Here is a 22,042-nt window from a genome sequence, read left to right on the forward strand (position 1 = left end):
TGCAGCGGTTAGACTGACTGTCTGTAGTGGGGGAGGGGCGGGAATCGTGGGGGCAGGACTGAAACGGGCGGGCACCGCGGGCGTCGCTCTGCTGGGAGCCGGTGTCATCGCCGTCGCACCCATCGAGCCCGCATTCGCCGCGACGCCGGTCATCGACGCCTCCGTGCAGTTGTCCGCCATCCCGAGCCCGCTGGAGCTCTACCCCCAGGTGTTCTTCCGCACCGTCGAGAACACCGCCAAGCTCGTCGAGGCGTACCTGGCGGACCCGTTGCCGCTGACGCGGCTGACCATCGAGAAACAGATCGCCTCGGCCGGTGACGCGCTGGCGGCGTTGCGGGTCGGTGACGGTGCGGCCGCCGGGGCCGCCGTCGGCCGGGTGATCATCGAGCCGGTCCGGACGGTACTGGGGGCGGTCGAATACTTCGCCGTCCAGATGAACCAACCCAATGCGGGCTCAGCGCTGTTCCAGATCGCGCTGAGCCCGATCCTGGGTGGATTTGCCTCGTTCACCGTCGCCATCGGTGACGTCGTCGACGCTGCCGTCGCGCTCGATCCGGTCGCCCTGCTCAACGCGATCATCAACATCCCGGCGCGCGTGCTCGACGGGGCGCTCAACGGCGGCTACGGCTCCCCGTTCGGCAACTTCGACAATCTGCCCGGCCTGGTGACACCGCTGACCGTCGAGGGCTACCTGGCCCCCGGGCCGATCGCGCTCGCCATCCAGATCGACCAGGACGCGGCCCGATACCTCGCGGACGCGCCGGAGCCCGCCTTCTCGGCAACGGCGCAATCCGCGGTCGCCCAGGGCGTTTCCAGCACGGCCGAGGCCACGCGGGACGGCCTGATCGACAAGCCCGCGAACGACAAGCCCGCGAACGACACAGGGGTCACCTCGGTGGGCGAGGCCCTGAATACCGGCGAGGTCGTCGAGGCTGTCGAGACGGACCGCGAGACCGGTAACGACTTCGACAGCGACAGCGACAGCGATTTCGACACCGACACCGACAGCGATTTCGAGACCGATTTCGAGACCGACGGCGACTTCGAGACCGACAGCGACACCGACAGCGACACCGATAGTGCCCCGACCGAGGGCGGCACGGGCGCGGCAGCCGCCCAGACCTCGGGCGCCGACGGTGCGGATCGCACCGGCACGCAGTGAGGGTCAGCGCACCGCGGCGCGGCCCCGGATCCGGCCGAGCACGATGAGCGACAGCAGCGTCACCGCCAGCAGCAGGGTGGTGCTCGCCGCGGCCTGGAACACCTGACCGCGGTCGGTCAATCCGAAGATGGTCACCGGCAACGTCTTCCACGTGGCGGGATACACCATCACGGTGGCGCCGAGCTCACCCATCGACAGCGCGACCGCCAGACCCGCCGCCGCCCCCAGTGCGGGCAGCAGCAGCGGCAGGGTGATCCGCACCAGCACCCGGGTCGGGCTCGCGCCCAACGACTCGGCCGCCTGCCGATAGGCGGGGTCGAGCCGGTCCAGCGCGGCCGAGACCGCACTGAACGCGAACGCCAGCACCAGCACACCGTGCGCCAGGATGACGATCCAGCGAGTCCCGCCCAGCAGCAACGGTTTCGAATTGGACGCGATCAGCAGGCCCAGGCCGATCGCCACCGACGGCACCGCGATCGGCAGATGGAACACCGCGTCGGTGAGCCGCCGCAACCACGTTGGTGCCGCCCGCGCGGCCAGGGCGGCCCAGGTGCCGACGACCAGCGCGAACCCACCGGCCAGGAACGCCGTCTGCAGACTCACCGACAGACTGGCCAGATCCTCACCGGTGAGCGCGGAGCCGAAGCGGGCGACGCCCAGCCCCGACGGCAGCGGCCCGTTCCAGGATCCGGCGAATCCGGCGAGCACCACCGTGCCCAGCGGGAGGACGAACACCACGGCGACGACGATCGCGAAGACCGTCAGCACCGCTGCTCTACTTCGGCTGCTCCACAGCAGCATCGCCGGTCCTCCTCCGAGTCATCAGGCGGGCGAACACCGTCCGGTACAGGCCGTACAGCGCCAGCGAGAGCAGCACCTGCACGGTCGCTATCACCGCCGCACCGGGCAGGTCGAAGGTGATGATGCCGCGGGTGTAGATCAGCACCGGCAGCGTGATGACGCCCTTGGCGCCGGTGAACAACACGATGCCGAACTCGTTGAGTGTCAACAGCAGGACGAGGCTGCCGCCGGCGGCCAGCGCCGGCCAGGCTTCCGGCATCACCACGGTGCGCAGCACCGTCCACGGCGAGGCGCCCAGGCTGGCTGCGACGTCGAGCTGTGCGCGGGGAATCACCGAGAACGCGGCCAACAACGGACGGACCACGAACGGGGTGAAGAACGTGATCTCGGCGACGATGACCCCGGCCGGGGTGTAGAGGAAGTCCAGCATCGGCGACGTCGAGCCGGTCAGCGTCGAGATCGCCGCATTCACCGCGCCGGCGCTGCCGTAGAGAAACGTGAACGCCAGCGTGATCAGAAACGACGGCAGCGCCAGCACCGTGTCGATGAGTCGACCCACCAACGCCGATCCCGGGAACGGGACGAAGGCCAGCACGATGGCCAGGAACGTCCCGAGTACCAGACAACCGGCCGTCGAGGTCGCCGCGATGGCGACAGTGCGCCACAGCGCATCTCGGAAGATCTGGGAGCCGAGCACCGCGCCCCAGGAGCCGCTGGTCGATGACTCCCAGAACACCCGCAGCAGCGGGTAGAGCACGACGAGCAGCACGAGCAACAGCGGCGGCAGCACCCAGAACCCTGCCGTCGACCGTGGCGGGTCCGGGGTCGGCGGCGGTGCGGTCGCGGGACGCTCGACAAGATCGGTCATGCCGCGGCTTCCGGGGACACCAGCACCCCGGCGGGCTCGGGGAGACGCAGTCCGACGGTGCTGCCGTTCTCGAACGGGGTGTGGCCCGGAACGTCCACCTCGACCAGCACATCGGGCAGCGATTCGACGGCGAGCACCAGCCGGGTCACCGCGCCGCGCCACACCGCGGCGTTGACGGTCGCGGGCAGCGCATCGCGTTCCCTGGTGGACACCACCTGCAGTGCATGCGGTCGCACGCACAGCAACGCGGGCGACCCGGGCGCCCAGTCGGTATGGCCGAACGCGGGCTCGGGCGCCTCCGCGTTGACGGTGCGGGAGCCGACCGTGATCAGCGCCGAGGTGCCGATGACGCGCCCGACCGTGCACGGCAGCAGGTTCGCACCGCCCAGGAAGGCCGCGGTGAAGCTGGTCGGCGGTCGCTTCCACAGGTTCTCGGCGGTGTCGACGTCGAGCAGCCGGGCGTTGTTCATCACCACGATCCGGTCGGCCAGAGCGAGTGCCTCGGCCTGGTCGTGTGTCACGTAGAGCATCGCGGTGTCGGGCAGCGCCTCTTTGAGTCGCTGCAGCTCGGTGAGCATGGATTGGCGCAAGCGCGCATCCAGTGCGGCCAACGGTTCGTCGAGCAGCAGCACCGACGGTCGGATCGCCAGCGCGCGCGCAATCGCCACCCGCTGTTGCTGGCCACCGGAAAGCTCACGCGGAAGGCGTTTTTGGAAACCGGACATGCCGACCATGTCGAGGACCTCCGCGACACGCGGCGAGATCTCGCGGCGGGCGACCTTGTGGGCGCGCAGACCGAACGCCACGTTCTCGGCGACCGACATGTGCGGGAAGAGCGCGTAGGACTGCAGCACCACACCGATACCGCGACGTGCAGGGGGCAGATCGGTGACGTCGCGCCCGGCCAGCCGCACCGCCCCGGACGTGGGACGGACGAATCCGGCCAGCGCGTTGAGCGCGGTCGACTTGCCCGACCCGCTCGGGCCCAGCAGCGCGACGGTCTCGCCCGGCGCCACCCGCAGCGTGAAGTCGACAAGCGCCGCGGTGGCGGACTTTCCGCGGCCGTAGGTGACGCCGACCCGGTCGAACAGGATGGCCGGGGTGTCGGTCCGGGTCAGCGGCGGGCGTAGTCGCTGACCGGCCGTGCCGGCGCGCGTCTCGGCCACGTCAGCTACCGGTGGCCTGCTGGTAGGCCGCGACATCGGCGTCCAGGTCGGCGAGCACGGCGTCCCAGTCCGGCACCCACACCTCGACGCCGTCGAGCACCGCCGAGGGGGTGTTGGGCTCGGTCGAGCCCGCGGCCTTGAGGGATTCCAGAACCGGGAGTCCCAGCGCTTCGGTGCCCACCGTCTGCTGGACGTCCTCGGAAATCAGGAACTCCAACAACTTCTTGGCGTCGTCGGCGTGCGGTGCGCCCGCGGTTACCCCGGCGACGTAAGGCAACGAGATGCTGGTGCGTTTTCCGTCGGAATCGGCCGGGATGAAGATGGTGAAGTTCGAACCGTCATCCTTGATCGAGGCCAGGTTCATCTGGACGTCGCCGTTGGCGACGAGCAGCTCGCCGTTGCTCACCTTGGGTTGCAGTTTGCCGGTCGACGAGGACGGCCCGACGTTGTTGTCCTGCAACGCCTTCAGGAACTCCAGCGCTCCGGGCTTGCCGCGCAGGTGCTGCAGCAGCACCAACACCGCGGTCCCGTCGCCGGCCTGGCCGGGAGTGGAGTACTGCAGTTTGCCCTTGAACTCGGGCTTGAGCAGGTCATCCCACGTCGTCGGCGCCGGATTCGCCGCCGGGTTGGCGATGAAGCTCAGCGCGTTGTCGACGATCGGCACGAACATGCCGTCAGGGCCGACCTGATCCTCGGCGATGCCGCTGGTATCGGCACCACTGGGCTGCAGCAGCTCCAGCTGCGCGGCCTTCTGGATGAACGGAGGCAGCGTCACCAGTAGGTCGGCCTGCGGGTTGGACTGTTCCTTCTCCACCCGCGAGACCACCTCGCCCGAACCGGCTTCCACCAGGTTGACGTTGACGCCGGTCTGCTCGGTGAACTTCGCGAAAGTCGGTTCGTACCAGCCGGCCAGCCCGTCGGCGCTGTACACCGTCAAGGTGGTGCCGTCGCCGGAGCCCGAGGTGCCGGTGCCGCCACAGGCGGCCGACATGGCGGCCAGGGCGACGATTGCCGTCGCCGCCAAGGTCTTGTGCAGTCTCACAGGTCAGCCTTTCAGAAGGAGGTCGGCGAAATCCGTTACAGATGTCACGATGTGGGTGGCGCCCGCGGCCACGAGTCGGCGCTCGTCGTGCGCCCCGGTCAGGGTGCCCGCCGCGATGCCGCATCCGGCGCGCAGCGCGCTCTCGACGTCGCTGGTGGTGTCGCCCAGCGCTGCGACCGCCTGCACCCGGTCGGCGCCGGTGCGTAGCAGGGCGGCCAGAATGAGGTCCGGGTAGGGGCGGCCGCGGATCCCCTCACCGGGCGCCAGCACGAGATCGGCCACGTCGTGCCAGCCCAGTGCCGAGATCAACGTGTCCTGGGTCGTCGCCGAGAAGCCGGTGGTCAGGGCTACCTTGACGCCGGCCTGGCGCAGCCGCGAGAGTGCTTGCACCGCACCGTCTATGGGCGCCGCACGGCCCGCGTCGACCAGTTCGGCGTAGGCCGTCTCGAAGGCGGCGTTGGCCCGTTGCGCGGCGGCCTCGTCCTCGAACAGCGCCCGGAACACCGCGATCTTGGACTGACCCATGGTGTCGAGGACATACCGGCGGGCGTGGTCGCGGTGCGGCCCGTCGGCGGGCAAACCACCCGCCTCGGCGGCGACCTCGAAGGCTTCGACGACCAGGCCGTCGTCGGCGACCGTGGTGCCGGCCATGTCGATGACGGCCAGCTGAATGTCGTTCTCCTGCAGTGTCACAGTCCGATCCTGTCTGCGGTCTTCTCACCGATCGCCGGCCCCAGCGTCATGCCGCGACCACCCGGGCCGGTCACCACCCAGACCCCGGGGCTGACCTCGGCCCGGTAGACCAGCCGGCCGGCGTCGACGCACTGGCTGTAGACGCCTGCCCACCGCTGCCTGATCGGCGGCAGTGGCCGGCCCAGGAGTTCCTCGACGAGCGTGGCCAGGTAGTGATAGGGCGCCTCGGACACGTCGAACGCGAACGGTTCGGTGTACTCGTGGGTGTCCCCGATGGTCAGGCCACCGTGCCGGCGCTGCACGCACAGCAGCTGCATGCGGTGCTCATAGGCGACCGGGTCCTGGTTCTCGCTGCGCTGCAACGAATCCAGCGCGTTGCCGGCATACGCGGGGTAGTACCGCAGGCTGTCACCGTCGGCGATCGCTGTGGTCAGCGGTTCGTCGAGCGGTGCGGTCTGCATCATCTGCAGCCGGACGCGGCGCACCGGCATGTCTCCGGCGAGCTCGCGGACCAACCCGCCGTGGGCGGCACCGGCGCAGACGATCACCGCATCGGCGTCGTAGCTGTGACCGCGGTCGTCGACGACTCGGGTGCCGGTGACCGTGCGGGCCTCGGTGGCCGGAATGTAGGTGTAGCGTCCCCCCGCACCGAGGGCAGCGCGCATCGCGGGCAGCGCCTGCCGCGACTCGACGGCACCGTCGCGTGAACAGTGCAGTGCGGCAACAAATTTGCCCCGTAGCGCCGGATTGATGGAACGGGCCTCGGCGGGCTCGAGTAGCCGGAATCCGCGGTGGCCGGCATCGGCGCGACTGCACACCTCCTCGGCGACCGCGACCTCGGCCGGGGTGCGCAGCAGCGTCAGCGACCCGCAGGCGCGGAAGCCGACGTCGGGCACCTCGGCACCGATCTGCTCCCACAGGGCACGCGACCGCAGGCTGGCGTCCAGCTCTGCCGACGAGCGTCCGGACACCCAGACCAGTCCGAAGTTGCGGACCGTGGCGCCGCGCGGTTCCGGTTCGCGTTCGAGGTGAACGACGTGATGGCCGCGCCGGACGGCGTGCCAGGCGTGGGCGGTGCCCAGGATGCCCGCACCGATGATGGTGACCTGCATGGCCGCTGACATAACTCTGCGCCGACGTCATCGCCGCAAGCGGACGATGTGGGCCGCGGGAACACCCGGTGAACAATTGGTATAGACCAATTGGGGGTATGGTTGGGTCATGTCACCACGAGCCTGGGAAGTCCGCGCCGAGACGGCGGCCGTGCTCGCGTCGCTGCGCGGGGTATGGGACGAAGAAGCGGTCGACGAGTGGGATCACGCGTTGCAGGCCGCGGCGTGTGCGGTGGCAGACCACGCCGACGACGAGCTGGTGCTGGCGGCCGCGTTGCACGACATCGGGCACAGCCCGCTGCTGGGCGGCCCGGGAGTGCACGACCATTCGGGACTGGCCCGGGATTGGCTCACACCACGATTCGGGCCGCGGGTGGGATGGCTGGCCGGGGCGCACGTCGCGGCCAAGCAGCACCTGGCCGCGGTCGACCGGTCCTACGCCGCGGCCTTGACCGCGACGTCGACGGTTTCCCTCGCCGAGCAGGGTGGCCCACGCCTGGATCCCGCGTTCGCCGCACATCCCTGGTGCCCGGACGCCCTGCGGCTGCGTCGCTACGACGACGCGGCCAAGGACCCGGACGCGGAGGGCGCGGCGCCGGGGTACGTCCTGGATCTGGCACTGAAACTAGCGCGATGAGCGTCCCCAAGCCCTATCTGGTGCGCACCCGGCTGGAGGGGATTCTGGACGGGCTGCTCGAGGGGGACCCGTTCCCGCCCGAACGCGAACTGGCCGCGCGGTTCGGTGTTGCCCGCGACACCGTGCGGCAGGCGCTGCACGAACTCCTCGTCGAAGGCAGGATCGAACGCCGCGGCCGCGGGACGGTGGTGTCGCGGCCGAAACTCGTTCAGCCGCTGTCGCTGAAGTCCTACACCGAGGGCGCGCAGCGGATGGGACGCGTACCCGGCCGGCTCCTGGTGACCTGGGAGAACATCGCGGCCGACGGTGAACTCGCCGGTGCGCTGGAGGTGCCGCCCGCGGCGCAGGTGATGCACCTGGAGCGGGTACTGCTCGCCGACGGGGTCCGGATCGGCCTGGAGAGCACCTACCTTCCCCTGCCCCGATTCGCCGACCTCACCGCGGATTTCGATCCCACCACGTCGCTGTACGCGGCGATCCGGGCGCGCGGGGTGCGGTTCGGTTCGGCGACCGAGCGCATCGAGACGGTGCTGCCGTCACCGCGGGAGGCCAGCCTGCTGGAATCGACCACCGCGATGCCCATGCTGCTGCTCAACCGGAGATCCGTGGACACCGACGGCGCGCCGATCGAGGTGGTGCGCGCCCTCTACCGCGGGGACCGGGTCGCCTTCGAAGCCACGCTGCACGACCGCTGAGCAGGGCGGCGGGGCCGCGCCGGCTTCCCGGTGAAGCCGGCCCCTCGATGGCCCTCGGGTGCAACGTTATTCGCCGCGGCCGGTGCGGTTCTGCAGTTCGTCGATCAGTTCGGAGGCCTGCGCCTTCGTGGCGTCCTCGGGCACTTCGGTGCCGGCTTCCTGGGCCAGGGTGTGCAGATAGCTGCGCTGCGCTCCGGTCATCGGTTCGTCTCCGGTCACCCACTGCGAGGGGTCCTTCTCGGCGTTTTCCTGCGGGGCCTGCGTGGTGTTGTCGCTCATGCGCCCTCGGTTGCCCATCGCATGTGTGTTCGAAACATTCGCGGTTGGAGCGGGCGGTCGGCACCCGACCGAGTGACCCGGCCGATTCCGCCGGGGGCGACCTGCCAGTATCGACGCGTGGGCAAGAACGAACGCGCGAAGATCGTGATGACCGACGGCGAGATCGCCGAGTTCATCGAACGCAGCCGCACGGCGACCATGGCGACCGTGCTGCCGAACGGACGGCCGCATCTGGTCGCCATGTGGTACGCAGTGCTCGACGGTGAGATCTGGTTCGAGACGAAGGCCAAATCGCAGAAGGCGGTCAATCTCCGCCGGGATCCGACGATCACGGTGATGATCGAGGACGGGCTGTCCTACGACACTCTGCGTGGGGTGTCGATCGACGGTCACGCCGAGATCTACGACGACCCGGAGACCAACCTGCGCGTCGGGATCAGCGTCTGGGAGCGCTACACCGGCCCCTACACCGACGAAATGCGTCCGTTCGTCGACCAGATGATGAACAACCGCATCGGCGTGCGGGTGGTGCCGTCCCGGATGCGCAGCTGGGATCACCGCAAGCTGGGATTGCAGGGCATGCCGATCTCGGGCAGCACTGCGCAATACCTCAGCTGAACGCGCGTGGCGGATTGAAGCCCGGATTGGCCAGGGCGGTCGCGGTGGCGGTGCCGATCGGGCCCTGCTCGTCGGCGACGATTGCGGTGCCGGTCGCGACACCGTTGTGACTGTGATGGGTCAGTGCCGCCAACCCGAGGTAGGGCCCTTCGGGTAAGCGGCTCAGGGTCAGGGTGTAGTCGGCGTTGATGAAAGGCAGGCCGTCGGCGCCGAAGTGCGTCAACGAGCTCGCCATGTCGCCGGCCATCGCGGCGCGCACGAACGGTGTCAGTTCGACCTCGTCGACCATCGGCCCGAGTTCGCGCGCCCACAGGTACTTCGGTCCGGTGTGTGCCCAGCCGTCGAGACCGGGGTATGCCGTGTCGGTGTCCTTACCGTAGGTCCACACGAAGGTCGTGGCGTCCTCGGGGACGGGGTCTGGCAGCGGCGGAACCGCGGGCATGACGACCTCGGTGGTGAACCGGTCACCGGCCGGCTGCTCTCCACGGCGCAGGAACAGGGCATTGGCGCGGGCGACGACGGTACTTGCCTGTGTCATGGTGGCGTCGACCAGTTTGAGGCGCCGACCTTCGCGCACGGTGCTGGTCTGTACCCGGATCGGCGCCGCCAGTGCCACGGGCCGCAGGAGGTCGACGGTGAGTCGCGCCGGCTGCAGAGCGTCGTCTCCGGCGTCGCGTTCGAGGACGTGGCCCAGCAGCCCGCCGACGTAGTTGCCGCTGACGGTTTCCCCCCAGGGTCCCCGGGCCCGGCCGGTGGGCGCGAAACCCTCCTCGGAGGGGACGAAGAAAGCGCGGCTGATCACCGCGGCGACACTAGCGGACGCGTGATCAGCGCCGCGCCAGCACGCGTTTGACGTCGGTTGTCACCGGGTCGACCATCTCGTTGAACTCGGGGTGCTTGTCGAGGAAACCCGCGACCATCGAGCACACCGGCACGATCCGCATGCCCGCTGCCCGGGTCGCCTCCAGCGCCGCACTCACCAGGATGGTCGCCAACCCGCGACCGCCGAACTCCTCGTCGATCTCGGTGTGCGGGAAGATCCGCTGATTGCCGTGGTCGAGGTACTCGGTGAAGCCGGCCTTCGTACCGTCGACCGAGATGCTGAAGCGATCCGCTTCGTCGGTGACCTCGGTCGGGGCGCCGGTCTTGTCGGTGGTCATGCCCCCTCTATACCCCGGATGGGGACGGGGACGCAGCGTGGCGTTGGGCAGCGGCGGCGCGGGTAGCCGCGCGACCGCGCCCTGATAGCCCTCGACCGCGCCGAAGCGCGGGTCCTGGTTCTGCCACTGGTCGCGATATCCCACGATGTCCTCGTGGCTGCGGCCGACGAAGTTCCACCACATCACCAGGTCTTCGGTGAACGGGGTGCCGCCGAGCAGCAGGACCCGGGCCGGCGTGGCTCCGCGGTTGGTCATGTGCAGCTGCTGCCGGCCGGTGCCCTGATACGCCAGATCCGCCACCGCGAGCACCGACCCGCACGCCTCGACCTCGCCGTGATCGACGAGCACCCCGTGTTCGAAGGCCGCGTCGATGTCGAGGGTGACCTCGACACCCGGCTCGAGGTCCAGCTGCGCGCCGAGCAGCGGGGTGAAGGTGTGCACCGGGGACCGGTCTGCGTCCAGTTCGCCGAGGAAGACGCGCAGCGTCACGCCGCCCGCAGATCGAGGCCGGGGGACGTGGTGGGCGAAATCGCGCGGGGTGTCGCGGTCGGACTCCGGCAGGGCGACCCACAACTGGACGCCGTGCAGCACGGTCGTCGCGGCGGTGGAAACCTCGGAGTGGCAGATCCCCGCACCGGCGGTCATCAGATTCAGTTCACCCGGGCGCACCATCGCGTGCACTCCGGCGCTGTCGCGGTGTTCGACCTCGCCGCTGAACAACCAGCTCACCGTTTGCAACCCGGTGTGCGGGTGCGGTGGCACATCCATACCCGTGCCACCGCGGACCTGATGGGGGCCGTAGTGGTCGGCGAAACACCAGGCGCCGATCAGCGAGCGTTCCCGCTGCGGCAGGGTGCGCCGCACCCGGATCGCCCGGGGGCCGCCCAGCGGGACCTCCCGCGGATGCAGAACCCCCGCGAATCCCGAAGCGACACAATCCACTTCAGGAGGATCGGGTTCGGTGTTGCTCATCACCCCACCCTAACGGGAGTTGGCACCCGCGGGGAGGTGGGGCGCCAGCGGGCGCCCGGGACCGTCGCGGTCGCCCCGGTGCTACCGACGGGGGCACTAGTCTGACGCCATGAGCGACGGCGTCGTGACAGCCGAGTACCTGCGCACCGTGAACCTGGAGAAACCACGGTGGGGTAAGCGTGGTTACCACGAGAAGGCGGTCGGCGACTTCCTCGCGCTGTGCGCGCGCCGGCTCGAAGGCCGGGGCCGGCTGAGCGCCGACGACGTACGCAACGTGCGCTTCAACAAACCTCCGCTCGGAAAACGCGGCGTCGACGAAGACCAGGTTGATGCGTTGCTCGCCGAGATCGCCGGGGCCATCGCCGAACTCGACGGCTGAACCGCACAAGCCCGTGCGTGCGGAGCGCGTCGGGCTCACGACCGCGCCGGACAACGAAAAACCGGCTCCCACGGGAGCCGGTTCATCGATGCCTGGTAGACCAGGGACGGTGCCGACTGCGCCTCTCGGCGAGTGGTCGCTCGAAGCGACTTTCTTGGATGGGGCCCGGGGCATGCCCGGCACCGTCGCATCGTGTAACCGTCCGGTCTCCGAAGGTATTCCGGGCCGTTCGCCGCCGACCCCCCGTGCGGCGACGAACGGCCCGGACATGGGACTGGTCGGGAGATCACGCCGATTCTGCGTAGTAGACGCGGCGTTGACCGACGGCGCACCCGTTCTGCTCGGCCAGTGACTTGAGCTGACGCAGGGCAAAGGTGCGGCCGCGTCCGGCCTCGGGCACGTAGATCCCGGCCCACAGCCCTTCGGCGCGGGGCGACTCGCAGGCCTCGCGTGCGCACAGCCACCGGCGGGGGCAGGACCGGCAGATCGCCTTGGCTTCGTCATCAGCGGTGGTGGTCCACCGCTCCGGGTCTTTCGTGCACTCGCCGATCGGGGTCTCGTCCCACGACATTGCGTTCATCGTTGTGCTCCTCTACGCGCCGGCGGTGGTGATCACCGCGATGACGGAGAACGTAACCGACAAACCGTAGCGTTGCAACAGTAAGTGCAGCAGTTCTGGTGGGGCCCGGCGGCGGGACGAGTCCACGATGCCTGCTAAAACTGCTGTGAACAGCGGCTTCAATGAGCGAGCTCCGGCTTCGGGGACTGTGGCAGATTCCCCGAGTTCCCGTTGCGTTGATGCGGTATAGACCGCTGAGATGTTGTAGTTTGGACGATGTCCCGCCGCTGCGGCACCGCGCCCGGGACCGCATTGCTACATAGCTCGGTACGATCAGCGTGCCGTGACCACACAGCGCGAGGGATTCGGTTGATGACGAACGCCGAGCCGGTCGACGAGTCGACCGATGCTCCGGATCCCGGCATGGTCAGGGCGGGCGCCGCAGCCGCGGCGCGGCGCCGCGAGCTCAACATCAGCCAGCGCAGCCTCGCCGCGGAGGGCATCCTCAACGCCGGTGCGCTGATCGCGTTCGAGAAGGGCCGGAGCTGGCCGCGGGAGCGGACCAGGGCGCGGCTCGAAGAGATCCTGCAATGGCCCCCCGGCACCATCGCGCGGCTGCGCAGGGGCGAACCGCTGCGAGTTGCGCCCCCGCCGCCCGCACCGCCGCCCGCGGCGAGCAATGACGAGGTGTCACTGATCGCGCAGGCGGTGATCACCGCGGTCCACGCGTTCGGGGCCACCGTGGCGGCGCTCCCGCCGGCCGACGACGCGACCTTCGTGCCCCGGGTCGCCGCGATCCTCGGCGATCTACGCCAGCTGGAAGCGGTGGCAGCGAGGGCGGCCCGGATCGGACGTGTCACGCCGCCACTGATCAAGGCGCTCAGTACGGTCCGCAGCCTCTATGACGACCTGATGCTGCGGGCCGCCCGTGCGCCGCGCGCCACCCTCGGCCAACGGCTCTACGCGGCGCGTCGGGGGGCCAACCTCACAGTCCCCGAGACCGCCCAGGCGGCAGGGGTTTCCGAGCAGACGATCACCCAGGCCGAGGCCGATGAGCCGTTGACCGCCGCCGAGATCGAAGCCATCGAATCGCTGGTCAGCCAGATCGCCTGACCGGAGCGGGAAAGAACGCGGCCAGTGCTGCGGCCACCTCGACGAACTTGCGACGCGCGGCCGGCGACATATCGCCGCTGCCGTCGATGACACCGCCCGGGCGCAGGTTGCCGTCGAACGGAATCTCGATCACCTGCTGACCGTTACCCGAGAACTGTTGCGCAAGAAGGCGCTTGGTGCGCTTGTCGGCATGCCCGTCGGAGTCGTTGAGCACCACCACCGTACGTTGGAGCAGGCTGGTCATGCCCCGGGCGGCGAGCCAGTCCAGCGTCTGGCCGGCGGCGGCTGCGCCGTCGACCCATGGCGAGGACACGACAACCAGCGCGTCGAGATCCCGGAGCACCTCCTGGGTGACGGGGGAGTCCATCGTCGAGCTGCAGTCGATCACCGAGAGGGTGAAGTGCCGGTCGAGCCGGGAGAGCGCCTCACGGTAGATCGCGGGATCCAACACCCGCCGGCGCGCCGGCGTGGCCTCGCCGGCAAGCACGAAAAGACCGGCGGCATTGCAGCCGAGGCGGTTCCGGACGTCGGCGAACGTCTCGAGGTGCTGATCGGCGGCGAGCTCCCAGAACGACCCCTGCGCCTGCGGGTCGACCCGGCTGCCGAGCTTGCCGAAGGCGGTGTCGGCGTCGACGGCGACGACACGGACGTCCTGGCGGGATTCGGCCAGCACCGAGCCCAGCGAGGCGGACACGGTGGTCTTCCCGACGCCACCCTTGCCCATCACACCGATCTTGAAGTTCCCGCGCAGCGGCCTCCTGATCGCCGTCTCGAGTTCGGTGAGTTGCTTGTCCTGGGGCGACGGGCCGAGGTTGATCAACCCGAACGTGGCCTTGTACAGCGCCCGGCGCCAACCGCTGCCCGGCAGGACCTTGCGGTGCGGAACCAGATCGGCCGGCCGAATGCGCTCGGCGTACGTTGCGGGCTGAGGCGCCGTCCACGGAGCCTCGGGGTGGGGCCGCACCGGAGGGCGTGGCGCCGCGGGTGGCTCGCCCGGGCGGTGCGACGCTGCGGAGGGTGCCGGTGGTCGAGCGTGCGCGACCCAGGGTTGGGCAGGCCGCTGCGGCTGCCGCGCCTCGGCACGTTGCGCCGGACCGGGAAAGGGCGGGTGCGGATGCCCGGTGGAGGGCGGGATCGGTTGCGCCGGGAAGGGTGGCGTCGGTTCGTGGAACGATCCGCTGGCCGGCACGGGCTGCGGGATCACCGGGGCCTGTTCGGTGACAGGGTCTTTGGTGAAAGTGTCTTCGGTGAAAGGGTCTTCGGTAAAAGGGTCGAAGTCGTCCGGACCTTGGGGGGCTCCGTCATCGCGGTCGGTCACCACGTGTCTCCTCTCCGCGTTTACGTTCCTCGCCGCACCACCCTAGCGAGCCGCACGGCCGAGGTGCGAGTGCAGCAAACTCCCAACCACTTCCGCGGTGATGGGTGCGAGTGGCGCGCGGGCGCAGGTCGCCCGGTACCGCGCCGGTGTGTCGGCCGCCGCACGGTGGGGCGGTCCGCGCGCCGCAGAGAGTTTGCCGAAACAGTCTGTCCACCTTTCACGGGCTTAGATGAGATTGCCAGCGCGCACGGCAATGACGCTCCGCCGCCGATACTTGCGCTCGGAATTGGTGTCATGGGGACCCCTGAACCGCTGGTACCCTTCCGGTGGGAAGGGGAGTGGACCATGGTCGTCGTCGGCAATCGTGCAGAGATTGGCAAAGTTGTGGCGAAGTCGTCGCCCGCCGATGACCTGGACCTAGGCAACGGCTCTGCGGGCACCGGCGCGGCGTGGCGCGGAGGCGCCGCACATCCGCTCGGCGCGTCCACGTGATGGCCGCCCCCATCTCCGGCCCCTTCCCGAGCTCTTTCTCGGGCTCCACACCAGGAGACGGCGAACCCACTCACCACGACGACGTGATCGGCGTGGAACTGACCATCGACGGCATCCTGGTCGTCGCCGACCTGCTCCATTTGGTCGACTTCCCGCTGGCGTTGGGAATCCGACCCAACATCCCCTACGAGGATCAGCGCAAGATCGTCTGGGACGCGGTGACACACGATCTCACCGCGCAGGGCGTGCTGACCGCCTACGGTGACCCCCACCCCGAGGTCGCTGCCATGGTCGACACCCTGAGCAGGCCCGACCGCACACTGGACTGTCGGTGGTGGCGCCGCGACGCCGGTGGCAAAATGGTGCGCTTCGTGGTGTGCCGCAAGGGGGAGCGTCATGTCGTCGCCGCGCGTGATGAAGACATGCTGGTATTGCAGCGGGTGGCTCCGCAGATCGGGCTCGCAGCGATGGTGAGCGTGGTCATCGGCGATGCCGCGCCGGCCAATGTCGAACCGTTGACAGGCATCGCTTCCACGCTGGCAGCTGCGCGCACCGCCGAGCAGATCGGCGCGTACGGCCAGCCGCCGCTGTCGGCCAGGATCTACGCCGAGGCCACCGGACAGCCGGACAGCTGGGTGGAGATCACCGCCAACGAACGGCACCCGGGCGGAACCTACTCCCAGGCCGGGGTGGGCGCCGGGGTGCTCGATTCGTCGCACGGCCGGATCGTCTCGATCCCCAGACAAGTCGGCGGGGACCTGTACGGCAGCTTCCTCCCGGGCACCCCGGAGAACCTGCAGCGCGCGCTCGACGGACTGATGGAGTTCCTCCCGTCCAAGGCGTGGTTCGAGTACCGGGACGCCCCGGACCATCCGGACACGGACTGAGGAAGGCGGACAGACTCCAGTGGCCAACCCTCCGCCCGATCACCACGACGCCAGGCATCTCCACGACGCCGGACATCTCCACGACGCTGGACATCTCCACGACGCCAGGCATCTCCACGACGCCAGGCATCTCCACGACGATGGGGACGACGACCTGGCGGCGCTGGACTACCGCGCCGGCAGCACCGACGACGGCGAGACCGATCTCGGTGTGCTGCTCGGGGACTATCCGGTGGCGGCCGCCATGGCCGATGCCGACGACGACCTCGCGGCGGAACCCCAGATCCTCCCGGGCGAGGCGAACCGGTCGGGCCGAATCCTCGACGGTCCGACGTTCAGCGTGACCAACCCGCCTGGCACCGTGACCGTCACGACCCTGGTGGACGGCCGAGTGCTTCAGGTGGACCTCTCGCCGCAGGCGGCCAGGATGCCCGAGGCCGTCCTCGCCGAGGAGATCGTCGTGATCGCGGGTTTGGCCACCCAGGACGCCAGATCGGCGCAATACACCGTCATGTTGGACGGTATGCGAGAACAGGGTCACGACAACGTGGCCACCCGAGACTTTCTGCGTCGAGAACTGAAATTGCCCACCCCGGAACAGGCTCAGGCGGCGCGGGCCGAACTGTTCACAACCCGCTACACAGGTGAGGAATGACTGAACATCTGGCAAGCGTCTTCGGTACCGCGGTCGGCCTGCTGCCCACCTCCCAGGCCCGGTCGCTGGAGCTGTTCACCGAGATCACCGAACTCGACGAATCCGCCTGCGACGCCTGGGTGGGCCGGATCCGCTGCGGAGACACCGACCGGGTCACGATGTTTCGGGCCTGGTACTCGCGCAACAACTTCGGCAAGCTCGCCGGCACCGCGGAACTGTCGATGAACAGCCTGGGCGCCCGGGTGCCCATCGGCGGCATGTACGGCGACATCACCTATCCGGTCAATTCGCCGTTGGCGATCACACTAGGCTTTGCGGTCAGCGAAGCCGCCGTGGGCAATCATGCCGACGCAATGGAGGCGCTCGACGATGCTCCGGCCGCCGGTGGCGAGCACCTGGTGGCCTGGGTGAAAGCGGTCATCTACGGCACCGCCGCGCGATGGACCGACGTGATCGACCAGGTGCGCAACGCCGGCACCACCTGGCCCGACAAGTTCCTGGCCGGGGCGGCACTGGTCGCGCACGGTGTGGCAGCGGCCAATCTCGGCCTGTTCACCGAAGCCGAACGTCGACTGGTGGAAGCCAACTCGGCGCCCGCCGGACAGGCGTGCAACATCGCCATCGCCTGGTATTCGGCGATGGCGTACCGGGCGCTGGGCAACGAGGAAGCCGCAGTCCGCCTGCTGGAGTGGCTGCAGGCATCCCACCCGTCAGCGGAAGTCGCTGCGGCGCTGAAGGATCCGGCGTACCGATTGCGGACCACCACCGCGGAGCAGATCGCGTCGCGGCGCGACCCGTGGGATCCGGGCAGTGTCCAGGCCGACAACTCCGGCCGCGAGACGTTGTTGGCCGACGCGCAGGCAGAGCTTGACCGCCAGATCGGCCTGACCCGGGTCAAAGACCAGATCGAGCGCTACCGGGCGGCCACCCAGATGGCCAAAGTCCGTGCCGCACGCGGGATGAAGGTCGCCCAGGCGTCCAAGCACATGATTTTCACCGGACCGCCGGGGACCGGCAAGACGACGATCGCGCGGGTGGTGGCCAACATCCTGGCCGGGCTCGGGGGGATCGCCGAGCCCAAACTCGTCGAGACGTCGCGCAAGGACTTCGTCGCCGAATACGAGGGCCAGTCCGCGGTGAAGACGGCGCGCACCATCGACCGCGCCATGGGAGGGGTGCTGTTCATCGACGAGGCGTACACCCTCGTCCAGGAGCGCGACGGACGCGCGGACCCATTCGGCGCCGAGGCCCTGGACACCCTGCTTGCCCGGATGGAGAACGACCGGGACCGGCTCGTGGTGATCATCGCGGGGTACAGCAACGACATCGACCGGCTCCTGGAGACCAACGACGGTCTGCGGTCCCGGTTCTCCACCCGCATCGAGTTCGACTCGTACTCCCCCGAGGAAATTGTGGAGATCGCCCGGGTGATCGCTGCGGGCAACGATTCCAGCCTGACCGACGAGGCCGCCAAACACGTGCTGGAGGCCGCAGCGCTGCTGTGCCGGAGCACCTCCAACGGCAAACCGGCCCTCGACGTCGCAGGCAACGGCCGCTATGCGCGTCAGCTTGTGGAGGCCGGCGAGCAGACGCGCGACATGCGGCTGGCGCGGTCACTGGATTTCAACACCCTCGACGTCGATCAACTCAGCGAGATCACCGGGGAAGACATGGCAGCAGCGATCTCGTCGGTCCACAGCCGGATAAGCATCAGCGGGTAGCGCATGGCGGGATTTCGGCTCACCACCAAGGTTCAGGTCAGCGGTTGGCGATTCCTGCTGCGCCGCGTCGAGCATGCCATCGTGCGGCGCGACACCAGGATGTTCGACGACCCGTTGCAGTTCTACAGCCGTGCGGTCTCCGCCGGCATCATCATCGCGGTGCTGATCTGTCTCGGCGCAGTACTGCTCGCCTACTTCAAACCGCTCGGAAAGCGCGGCGGCGACACCCTTCTGGTCGACCGCACCACCAATCAGCTCTATCTGGTGCTTCCCGACAGCGGACAGCTGCGACCGGTGTACAACCTGACGTCGGCGCGTCTGATCCTCGGTGACGGCAAAACCCCGGTGGCCGTCAAATCCCAAGAGCTCGACCAGATGCCGAAGGGTCAGACCGTCGGAATCCCCGGCGCTCCCTACGCCACCCCTGTGTCCTCGTCACCGGAGTCCCAGTGGAGCCTGTGCGACACCGTGATCAAACCCGACAGTGTGTTCCCGTCGGTGGAAACCTCGGTCTTGATCACCGCGTTGGCGACGGACGCCTCCGTCGGCCCGATGCGGCCGGAGCAGGGCATGCTGGTCTTCTTCAACGACCAGAACTGGCTCGTCACCGAAGCCGGCCGACATCTGGTCGACCTCTCCGACCGGGCGGTGACGTCCGCGGTGGGCATCCCGGTCACCGCCCGTTCCACGCCGATCTCGGAAGGACTGTTCAATGCCCTTCCCAACGCCGGACCGTGGCGACTGCCCGACATCCCGGCCGCGGGCGCACCGAACTCGCTGGGTCTGCCGCCGGAACTGGTGGTCGGCTCGGTGTTCCTCACCGTCACCGATTCCGACGAACAGCACTACGTGGTGTTACCGAACGGCGTCGCCAGGGTCAACAACACCACTGCCGCGGCGCTGCGGGCCACCAACTCCTACGGCCTGATCCAGCCGCCGTCGATGGAGTCCAGCGCGGTCGCCCGGGTCCCCGAGCAGGTCTACGATTCGCCGCTGCCCGATGTGCCGATGGATGTGCTGCTGCGCGAAGAGATGCCGACCGTGTGCTGGGCGTGGCAGCGGGTCGCCGGTGACCAGGCACCCACGATGACGGTGATCGCCGGGCGCCGCCTGCCGTTGCCGCCGCCTGCGCTGAGCACCGGCATCAGACAGATCACCGGCGAGGCGACGGTGTACATCGATGGCGGCCAGTACATCCGGTTGCAATCGCCGGATCCGCGGTACGGGGAGAGTCTGTACTACATCGATCCGCAGGGGGTGCGCTACGGCCTGCCCGACGAAGAGACAGCAGCGAAACTGGGCCTGTCGTCGCCGCGCACCGCGCCGTGGCAGGTGGTCGGTCTGCTGGTGGACGGGCCCGTGCTGTCGCAACAGGCAGCCCTTGTCGAACACGACACCTTGCCGCCAAATCCCAATCCGCGCAGGGTCAATGCCGATGTGGCTCCGGTAGGGGGCGGAGGATGACCACTCGGAAGTTCACGCCGATCATCAAGCGCGGACCGCGCCTGACACCGGGCGAGATCAACGTGACGCCGCCGGAGGATCTCGGTGTCGACATCCCACCGTCGGGGATGCAGAAGGCCCTGCCCTGGGTGATGGGTGGCTGCATGCTCGGCATGATCGCGATCCTGATCTTCGGGGGTTTGCGGAGTTTCTCGCCGTACATGCTGATGATGCCGCTGATGGTGGTCATGGGCGCAGTCGGGTTGATGGCCAGTGGCGGTAGTGGCGGCAAGAAGGTGCCCGAGATCAACGCCGACCGCAAGGAGTATCTGCGATATCTGGCGGGACTGCGTACCCGGGTGACGTCCTCGGCTGCGGCCCAGGTGACGTTCTTCAACTACCACGCACCCCATCCGGACGACCTGCTGTCGATCATCGGCACCCATCGGCAATGGTCGCGCCCGGCCAACCACGACTTCTATGCCGCCACCCGGATAGGCCTCGGATCGGAACCTGCCGTGGACCGATTGCTCAAGCCCGCGGTGGGCGCCGAACTCGCCGGGCCTGCCGGTGCCCCGCAGCCTCATCTGGAGCCGGTCAGCCACATGTGGGTGACCAAGTTCCTGCGCACCCACGGCCTCATCCATGACTGCCCGAAACTTGTGCAGCTCAGGACCTTCCCCACCATCGCAGTGGGCGGTGACATCGAGGCGGCCACCCGGCTGCTGACGGCAATGATCTGTCACCTCGCGGTATTCCACCCGCCCGACATGCTGCAGATGCGGGTGTTGACCGACAATCCCGAGGATCCGTCATGGTCCTGGCTGAAGTGGCTGCCCCATCTTCAGCATCAGTCCGACACGGACGCCGCGGGCGCGACCCGAATGGTGTTCACCCGCCCGGACGCGCTGAGCGACCTCGCCGCCCGGGGTCCGCACACCGCCGACGCCACCCCGAGCGGGCCGTACGTCATCGTGATCGATCTGACCGGCGGCCGGGCCGGGTTCCCGATGGACGGCAGATCCGGAGTCACCGTGATCACGCTCGGAAATCACCGCTCGGCATATCGAATCCGAGTTGACCAGGCCGACGGCACCGCCGACGACAAGCTGCCCGGTGCATCGTTCCGACTGGTGGCCAGTCAGGTCGACGGGATGACTCCGCGCCAAGCGGATCGGGTGGCGCGCAAGCTTGCCGGCTGGTCGATCACGGGCACCATCATCGACAAGGGCACCCGGGTGCAGAAGAAGGTTGCCACCGAATGGCACGAGATCGTCGGCGCGCAGTCAGTGGAGGAGGTGACGCCGGCGCGGTGGCGAATGTTCGCCGACACCGACCGCGACCGGCTGCGCATCCCGTTCGGCCACGAACTCAAGACCGGTGAGGTTATGCACCTGGACATCAAAGAAGGTGCGGAGTTCGGTGCGGGACCGCACGGAATGCTCATCGGCACCACCGGTTCCGGTAAGTCGGAGTTTCTGCGCACACTGATCCTCTCGCTTGCCGCCACCCACCACCCTGACCAGATCAACCTGCTGCTGACCGATTTCAAGGGCGGATCGACATTCCTCGGCATGGAGAAGCTGCCGCACACCGCCGCGGTGGTGACGAACATGGAGGAGGAAGCCGAGCTGGTCAGCCGGATGGGCGAGGTGCTCACCGGCGAACTCGACCGCAGGCAGTCCATCCTGCGTCAGGCGGGTATGCAGGTCGGCGCGGCGGGGGCGCTGTCCGGTGTCGCGGAGTACGAGAAGCACCGCGAGCGCGGTGCCGATCTGCCCCCACTGCCCACCTTGTTCGTGGTGGTCGACGAGTTTGCCGAGCTGCTGCAGAACCACCCCGACTTCATCAATCTGTTCGATCGGATCTGCCGGGTGGGGCGGTCGTTGCGGGTGCACCTGCTGCTGGCCACCCAGTCGCTCAACACCGGTGGAACCCGCATCGACAAACTTGAGCCGAACCTGACCTACCGGATCGCACTGCGCACCACCAGCTCCGCGGAGTCCAAGGCGGTGATCGGCACGCCGGAGGCGCAGTACATCACCAACAAGGAAAGCGGGGTGGGCTTTTTGCGGATCGGTATGGAAGACCCGGTGAAGTTCCAGAGCGTCTACACCGGTAACCCCTACGTGCCCACCGTATCCGACGTGGGCACGGACGAGTCGCCGAAAGCGCACGCCGACAAGAACATCCGCATTCATCGGTTCACCACCGCGCCGATCACCGACGCACGCCTGCGAGAGGAGCAGACGACATGGGTGCGAGGCTGA

At 68.7% G+C, this 22,042-nt stretch carries 23 protein-coding genes and 1 pseudogene; 12 read left to right on the top strand and 12 right to left on the bottom strand.

Annotated features, from left to right (window positions below):
- Positions 1-46 precede the first annotated feature (46 nt).
- Positions 47-1,162, top strand: a complete 1,116-nt coding sequence (locus ACNUDN_RS00595; RefSeq protein ID WP_419120141.1) for a hypothetical protein — start codon at positions 47-49, stop codon at positions 1,160-1,162.
- Between the two features lie 3 nt (positions 1,163-1,165).
- Here the strand turns inward: ACNUDN_RS00595 and ACNUDN_RS00600 are convergent, their stop codons facing one another.
- From ACNUDN_RS00600 to ACNUDN_RS00625, 6 genes are read right to left on the bottom strand one after another with little or no spacing between them, the layout of a single operon-like run.
- The gene (locus ACNUDN_RS00600; RefSeq protein ID WP_419120142.1) at positions 1,166-1,963 is read right to left on the bottom strand and encodes an ABC transporter permease subunit; all 798 of its coding nucleotides are present in this window, start codon (positions 1,961-1,963) and stop codon (positions 1,166-1,168) included.
- Entirely contained in the window at positions 1,938-2,831 is an 894-nt protein-coding gene (locus tag ACNUDN_RS00605) for a 2-aminoethylphosphonate ABC transporter permease subunit (protein WP_419120143.1), read from the bottom strand. The genes ACNUDN_RS00600 and ACNUDN_RS00605 overlap by 26 nt, the downstream gene beginning before the upstream one ends.
- The gene (locus tag ACNUDN_RS00610) at positions 2,828-3,949 is read right to left on the bottom strand and encodes an ABC transporter ATP-binding protein (RefSeq protein ID WP_431961057.1); all 1,122 of its coding nucleotides are present in this window, start codon (positions 3,947-3,949) and stop codon (positions 2,828-2,830) included. The genes ACNUDN_RS00605 and ACNUDN_RS00610 overlap by 4 nt, the downstream gene beginning before the upstream one ends.
- 49 nt (positions 3,950-3,998) lie before the next feature.
- The gene (locus ACNUDN_RS00615; RefSeq protein WP_419120144.1) at positions 3,999-5,039 is read right to left on the bottom strand and encodes a 2-aminoethylphosphonate ABC transporter substrate-binding protein; all 1,041 of its coding nucleotides are present in this window, start codon (positions 5,037-5,039) and stop codon (positions 3,999-4,001) included.
- Between the two features lie 3 nt (positions 5,040-5,042).
- Positions 5,043-5,732 (bottom strand): phosphonatase-like hydrolase, encoded by a 690-nt coding sequence (locus ACNUDN_RS00620; RefSeq protein WP_419120145.1) that lies wholly within the window; start codon positions 5,730-5,732, stop codon positions 5,043-5,045.
- On the bottom strand, positions 5,729-6,844 hold the full coding sequence (locus ACNUDN_RS00625; RefSeq protein WP_419120146.1) for a TIGR03364 family FAD-dependent oxidoreductase: 1,116 nt from the start codon (positions 6,842-6,844) through the stop codon (positions 5,729-5,731). Before ACNUDN_RS00625 ends, ACNUDN_RS00620 begins: the two co-directional genes overlap by 4 nt.
- A gap of 109 nt (positions 6,845-6,953) precedes the next feature.
- Between ACNUDN_RS00625 and ACNUDN_RS00630 the strand changes: the two genes are divergently transcribed.
- Entirely contained in the window at positions 6,954-7,481 is a 528-nt protein-coding gene (locus ACNUDN_RS00630; protein WP_419120147.1) for an HD family phosphohydrolase, read from the top strand.
- On the top strand, positions 7,478-8,176 hold the full coding sequence (locus tag ACNUDN_RS00635) for a GntR family transcriptional regulator (RefSeq protein ID WP_419120148.1): 699 nt from the start codon (positions 7,478-7,480) through the stop codon (positions 8,174-8,176). The genes ACNUDN_RS00630 and ACNUDN_RS00635 overlap by 4 nt, the downstream gene beginning before the upstream one ends.
- A 66-nt stretch (positions 8,177-8,242) precedes the next feature.
- Here ACNUDN_RS00635 and ACNUDN_RS00640 read toward each other — a convergent pair whose 3' ends face one another.
- Positions 8,243-8,455, bottom strand: coding sequence for a DUF3072 domain-containing protein (locus ACNUDN_RS00640; protein ID WP_419120149.1), 213 nt, complete (start codon positions 8,453-8,455; stop codon positions 8,243-8,245).
- Positions 8,456-8,572: 117 nt separating this feature from the next.
- Here ACNUDN_RS00640 and ACNUDN_RS00645 point away from each other — a divergent pair, with 117 nt between their 5' ends.
- Entirely contained in the window at positions 8,573-9,073 is a 501-nt protein-coding gene (locus ACNUDN_RS00645) for a pyridoxamine 5'-phosphate oxidase family protein (protein ID WP_419120150.1), read from the top strand.
- On the opposite strand, the gene ACNUDN_RS00650 is transcribed toward ACNUDN_RS00645, so the two are convergent.
- The 3 genes and pseudogenes from ACNUDN_RS00650 to ACNUDN_RS00660 all read right to left on the bottom strand — a co-directional run.
- A complete protein-coding gene (locus ACNUDN_RS00650; RefSeq protein ID WP_419120151.1) occupies positions 9,066-9,875 on the bottom strand; it encodes a thioesterase family protein in 810 nt (269 codons plus the stop codon). The genes ACNUDN_RS00645 and ACNUDN_RS00650 overlap by 8 nt on opposite strands.
- 25 nt (positions 9,876-9,900) lie before the next feature.
- Entirely contained in the window at positions 9,901-10,233 is a 333-nt protein-coding gene (locus ACNUDN_RS00655; RefSeq protein ID WP_419124952.1) for a GNAT family N-acetyltransferase, read from the bottom strand.
- A 12-nt stretch (positions 10,234-10,245) separates the two neighbouring features.
- Positions 10,246-11,205, bottom strand: a pseudogene (locus ACNUDN_RS00660) (pirin family protein); the annotation flags it as partial.
- Between the two features lie 109 nt (positions 11,206-11,314).
- Between ACNUDN_RS00660 and ACNUDN_RS00665 the strand changes: the two are divergent.
- Positions 11,315-11,584: a DivIVA domain-containing protein gene (locus ACNUDN_RS00665; RefSeq protein ID WP_419120152.1), complete on the top strand. Its 270-nt coding sequence runs from the start codon at positions 11,315-11,317 to the stop codon at positions 11,582-11,584.
- A gap of 286 nt (positions 11,585-11,870) precedes the next feature.
- Here ACNUDN_RS00665 and ACNUDN_RS00670 read toward each other — a convergent pair whose 3' ends face one another.
- Positions 11,871-12,164, bottom strand: coding sequence for a WhiB family transcriptional regulator (locus ACNUDN_RS00670; RefSeq protein ID WP_419120153.1), 294 nt, complete (start codon positions 12,162-12,164; stop codon positions 11,871-11,873).
- Positions 12,165-12,515: 351 nt separating this feature from the next.
- Between ACNUDN_RS00670 and ACNUDN_RS00675 the strand changes: the two genes are divergently transcribed.
- Entirely contained in the window at positions 12,516-13,256 is a 741-nt protein-coding gene (locus ACNUDN_RS00675; protein WP_419120154.1) for a transcriptional regulator, read from the top strand.
- Here the strand turns inward: ACNUDN_RS00675 and ACNUDN_RS00680 are convergent.
- The gene (locus ACNUDN_RS00680; protein WP_419120155.1) at positions 13,240-14,574 is read right to left on the bottom strand and encodes a MinD/ParA family ATP-binding protein; all 1,335 of its coding nucleotides are present in this window, start codon (positions 14,572-14,574) and stop codon (positions 13,240-13,242) included. The two genes, ACNUDN_RS00675 and ACNUDN_RS00680, sit on opposite strands and share 17 nt — an antisense overlap.
- Positions 14,575-14,868: 294 nt before the next feature.
- On the opposite strand from ACNUDN_RS00680, the gene ACNUDN_RS00685 reads away from it, so the two are divergent.
- The 6 genes from ACNUDN_RS00685 (at position 14,869) to eccCa (ending at position 22,042) form a co-directional block, all read left to right on the top strand.
- On the top strand, positions 14,869-15,066 hold the full coding sequence (locus tag ACNUDN_RS00685; RefSeq protein WP_419120156.1) for a hypothetical protein: 198 nt from the start codon (positions 14,869-14,871) through the stop codon (positions 15,064-15,066).
- The gene (locus ACNUDN_RS00690; RefSeq protein ID WP_419120157.1) at positions 15,066-15,953 is read left to right on the top strand and encodes an ESX secretion-associated protein EspG; all 888 of its coding nucleotides are present in this window, start codon (positions 15,066-15,068) and stop codon (positions 15,951-15,953) included. Before ACNUDN_RS00685 ends, ACNUDN_RS00690 begins: the two co-directional genes overlap by 1 nt.
- 244 nt (positions 15,954-16,197) lie before the next feature.
- Positions 16,198-16,608: a hypothetical protein gene (locus tag ACNUDN_RS00695; RefSeq protein WP_419124953.1), complete on the top strand. Its 411-nt coding sequence runs from the start codon at positions 16,198-16,200 to the stop codon at positions 16,606-16,608.
- Positions 16,605-18,329, top strand: a complete 1,725-nt coding sequence (eccA, locus tag ACNUDN_RS00700; protein ID WP_419120158.1) for a type VII secretion AAA-ATPase EccA — start codon at positions 16,605-16,607, stop codon at positions 18,327-18,329. Before ACNUDN_RS00695 ends, eccA begins: the two co-directional genes overlap by 4 nt.
- A 3-nt stretch (positions 18,330-18,332) precedes the next feature.
- On the top strand, positions 18,333-19,793 hold the full coding sequence (eccB, locus tag ACNUDN_RS00705; protein ID WP_419120159.1) for a type VII secretion protein EccB: 1,461 nt from the start codon (positions 18,333-18,335) through the stop codon (positions 19,791-19,793).
- Positions 19,790-22,042, top strand: coding sequence for a type VII secretion protein EccCa (eccCa, locus tag ACNUDN_RS00710; RefSeq protein ID WP_419120160.1), 2,253 nt, complete (start codon positions 19,790-19,792; stop codon positions 22,040-22,042). The genes eccB and eccCa overlap by 4 nt, the downstream gene beginning before the upstream one ends.

Origin of the sequence: Mycobacterium sp. smrl_JER01 (assembly GCF_048513595.2) — a bacterium.
In the GTDB taxonomy this organism is placed as follows: Bacteria; Actinomycetota; Actinomycetes; order Mycobacteriales; family Mycobacteriaceae; genus Mycobacterium.

Excerpts from the sequence above, each read along its gene's own strand:
- ACNUDN_RS00600 (WP_419120142.1), bottom strand. The coding sequence starts at position 1,963 with ATGCTGCTGTGGAGCAGCCGAAGTAGAGCAGCGGTGCTGACGGTCTTC.
- ACNUDN_RS00605 (WP_419120143.1), bottom strand. The coding sequence starts at position 2,831 with ATGACCGATCTTGTCGAGCGTCCCGCGACCGCACCGCCGCCGACCCCG.
- ACNUDN_RS00625 (WP_419120146.1), bottom strand. The coding sequence starts at position 6,844 with ATGCAGGTCACCATCATCGGTGCGGGCATCCTGGGCACCGCCCACGCC.
- ACNUDN_RS00630 (WP_419120147.1), top strand. The coding sequence starts at position 6,954 with ATGTCACCACGAGCCTGGGAAGTCCGCGCCGAGACGGCGGCCGTGCTC.
- ACNUDN_RS00635 (WP_419120148.1), top strand. The coding sequence starts at position 7,478 with ATGAGCGTCCCCAAGCCCTATCTGGTGCGCACCCGGCTGGAGGGGATT.
- ACNUDN_RS00640 (WP_419120149.1), bottom strand. The coding sequence starts at position 8,455 with ATGAGCGACAACACCACGCAGGCCCCGCAGGAAAACGCCGAGAAGGAC.
- ACNUDN_RS00655 (WP_419124952.1), bottom strand. The coding sequence starts at position 10,233 with ATGACCACCGACAAGACCGGCGCCCCGACCGAGGTCACCGACGAAGCG.
- ACNUDN_RS00665 (WP_419120152.1), top strand. The coding sequence starts at position 11,315 with ATGAGCGACGGCGTCGTGACAGCCGAGTACCTGCGCACCGTGAACCTG.
- ACNUDN_RS00670 (WP_419120153.1), bottom strand. The coding sequence starts at position 12,164 with ATGAACGCAATGTCGTGGGACGAGACCCCGATCGGCGAGTGCACGAAA.
- ACNUDN_RS00675 (WP_419120154.1), top strand. The coding sequence starts at position 12,516 with ATGACGAACGCCGAGCCGGTCGACGAGTCGACCGATGCTCCGGATCCC.
- ACNUDN_RS00685 (WP_419120156.1), top strand. The coding sequence starts at position 14,869 with ATGGGGACCCCTGAACCGCTGGTACCCTTCCGGTGGGAAGGGGAGTGG.
- ACNUDN_RS00690 (WP_419120157.1), top strand. The coding sequence starts at position 15,066 with ATGGCCGCCCCCATCTCCGGCCCCTTCCCGAGCTCTTTCTCGGGCTCC.
- ACNUDN_RS00695 (WP_419124953.1), top strand. The coding sequence starts at position 16,198 with ATGGCCGATGCCGACGACGACCTCGCGGCGGAACCCCAGATCCTCCCG.
- eccA (WP_419120158.1), top strand. The coding sequence starts at position 16,605 with ATGACTGAACATCTGGCAAGCGTCTTCGGTACCGCGGTCGGCCTGCTG.
- eccB (WP_419120159.1), top strand. The coding sequence starts at position 18,333 with ATGGCGGGATTTCGGCTCACCACCAAGGTTCAGGTCAGCGGTTGGCGA.
- eccCa (WP_419120160.1), top strand. The coding sequence starts at position 19,790 with ATGACCACTCGGAAGTTCACGCCGATCATCAAGCGCGGACCGCGCCTG.